Consider the following 2261-nt stretch of genomic DNA (forward strand, 5'->3'; position numbering starts at 1 on the left):
TCGAGGACGCCGACGGTGCCCGGGCCGCGGTGCCCGTCGGCACGGTGACGCTCGACGGCACCACGACGACGACGCCCGTCGACGTCCCTGCCGACGGCCGCGTCGTCGCGGTCGACGCGCGCCTCTCGGCCGTCGGGCGCGACCCCGACCGGCAGCAGTCCCCCCGGTTCACGCTCGAGGTGCTCATGGAGCGGCGCGACTCCGGGCAGCTCGACGAGACCGTCATGCGGCGCATGATGCGCGAGCTGGACCTCGAGGACGAGAGCCTGTCGTCGTCGTGGCTCGAGCGCGTGCGCGACTGACGTGGCACGCCGCAGGCGCCGTCACTCGGGCGCGTGCCGGTCGAGGAACTCGTACACCTCCGTCGTGTCCACGCCGGGGTAGGCACCCACGGGCAGCGCGGCGAGCAGCGACGCGTGCGGCCGCGCCGAGGGGCGCGCCTGGTCACCCCACCGCTCGGCGAGCGTCGACGGGGGCCGGCGGCAGCAGGTCGGGTCGGGGCAGCGGCTCGTCGCCCGCTCGGTCGTCTCGCGCCCCTGGAACCAGCGGACGTGCGCGAACGGCACGCCGACGCTCACCGAGAACGCCCCCTGCGACGACGTCTGGACGCGTGAGGTGCACCAGTACGTGCCCGACGACGTGTCGGTGTACTGGTAGTACGGCGTGAAGCGGTCGGCGAGCGTGAACACGACGCGCGCGGTCCAGTGCCGGCAGACGGGCTGCCCCTCGATCGCGCCGAGCGGGTCGGACGGGAAGACGACGCCGTCGTTCTCGTACGCCTTGTGCAGCGTGCCGCCCTCGTGGACCTTCATGAAGTGCACCGGGATGCCGAGGTGCCGCGTCGCGAGGTTGGTGAACCGGTGCGCGGCGGTCTCGTACGGCACGGCGAACTGGTCGCGCAGGTCCTCGACCGACAGCCGCCGCTCGGCCTTCGCGGCCTGCAGGTACGCGACGGCGCCGTCCTCGGGGAGCATGAGCGCGGCCGCCATGTAGTTGGCCTCGACGCGCTGGCGCAGGAAGTCGCCGTAGCTGGTCGGCTCGGCGTGACCGAGCACGTGGGACGCGAGCGCCTGCAGCAGCGGCGAGCGGCTGTCGCTCACGCCGGCCCCGGCCTGCGGCAGGTAGATCCGGCCGTGCGCCAGGTCGGTCACGGTGCGCGTCGAGTGCGGCAGGTCGGGCACGTGGTGCAGCGAGAAGCCCAGGTGCGCGGCGATGTCGGCGGTCGCGCGCTGCGACAGCGGGCCGCCCGCGTGCCCGACGGCCGTGAGCAGGGCGCGCGCGTGGGCCTCGAGCTCGGCGAAGTAGTTGTCCTGCGCGCGCATCCGGGCGCGCAGCTCGGCGTTCGCGCGGCGCGCCTCCTCCGGCGTCGCGGCGTTCTCGGTGAGCAGGCGCTGCACCTCGCCCGCGAGCCGGACGAGCGCGTCGAGCGCGTCGGTGGGCAGCGACTTGCCGACCTTGACCTCGGGGATCTGCAGCGACGCGAACAGCGGGCCACGCTGCGTGCGCTCGAGCTCCACCTCGAGGGCGGCCCGCCGGGTCGGGGGCTCGGGTCGCAGGAGCTCCGCGACGGGCACGCCGAGCGCGTCGGCGACGGCGGACAGGACCCCGACGCGGGGCTCGCGGTGGCCGTTCTCCAGCATCGACACCTGGGACGGCGCGCGGCCGATCGCGCGGCCGAGGTCGTCGAGGGTCATGCCGCGCGCGGTGCGCAGGTGCCGGATCCGGCGGCCCAGGACGAGGGTGTCGAGCGCGCCGGACGACGGGGGCGGGGATGCCGCGGGGCGGGGCGACGTCGTCGTCATGCCCAGCAACGGTGCCAGCCCGGACCGGTTCCGTCCAGGAGAAGGAAGCTGATCCTTCCGCCCTGGAAGCGGTCTCATCGGGCAACCACCGCGGCTCCGTCGCAGGTAGCGCGGGCTTCTTCCGACCCGACGCGGCGCCACCCGCACAGATGGGTGGCGCCGACGCTCCTTCCGCCGCCGAGAAGAACAGCGGAACTTCACGGTCCATGGATCGGCGCGCAGCGGCTCGGAGCGACCACGGTGGAGGTGCGGGCGGAACCGGGGCCTCCGGTCGACCGCCCGCAGCAGACGACGGCCCGCACCGGCGCGGCCGTCACGACCGGACCGGGAGGTCACCGATGAGCACCGGCGACACCGGCCACGTCCTCACGCTCGGCGCCGACGGCGTCGCCTTCGCGTGCGAGGAGGGCCCGGCGCCCACGGTCGCGGGCTCCGACGTCCGGACGCTCGAGTACGGGT

The 2261-nt window shown here is 74.9% G+C and carries 2 protein-coding genes; one reads left to right on the forward strand and one right to left on the reverse strand.

Translation table 11 applies throughout. From position 1 onward, the window contains the following. Nucleotides 1-302 (forward strand): hypothetical protein (locus HGA02_RS16945; protein WP_210728734.1); only part of this gene is annotated, 302 nt, incomplete at its 5' end. Nucleotides 303-323: 21 nt separating this feature from the next. Here HGA02_RS16945 and HGA02_RS16950 read toward each other — a convergent pair. After that, nucleotides 324-1802 (reverse strand): helix-turn-helix transcriptional regulator, encoded by a 1479-nt coding sequence (locus HGA02_RS16950; protein ID WP_168680339.1) that lies wholly within the window; start codon nt 1800-1802, stop codon nt 324-326. Nucleotides 1803-2261: the final 459 nt, after the last annotated feature.

Source organism: Cellulomonas septica (assembly GCF_012396155.1).
GTDB lineage: Bacteria > Actinomycetota > Actinomycetes > Actinomycetales > Cellulomonadaceae > Cellulomonas > Cellulomonas septica.

What these genes read in the sequence shown, in the direction of transcription:
- HGA02_RS16950 (WP_168680339.1), bottom strand. Translation starts at nt 1,802, where the DNA reads ATGACGACGACGTCGCCCCGCCCCGCGGCATCCCCGCCCCCGTCGTCC.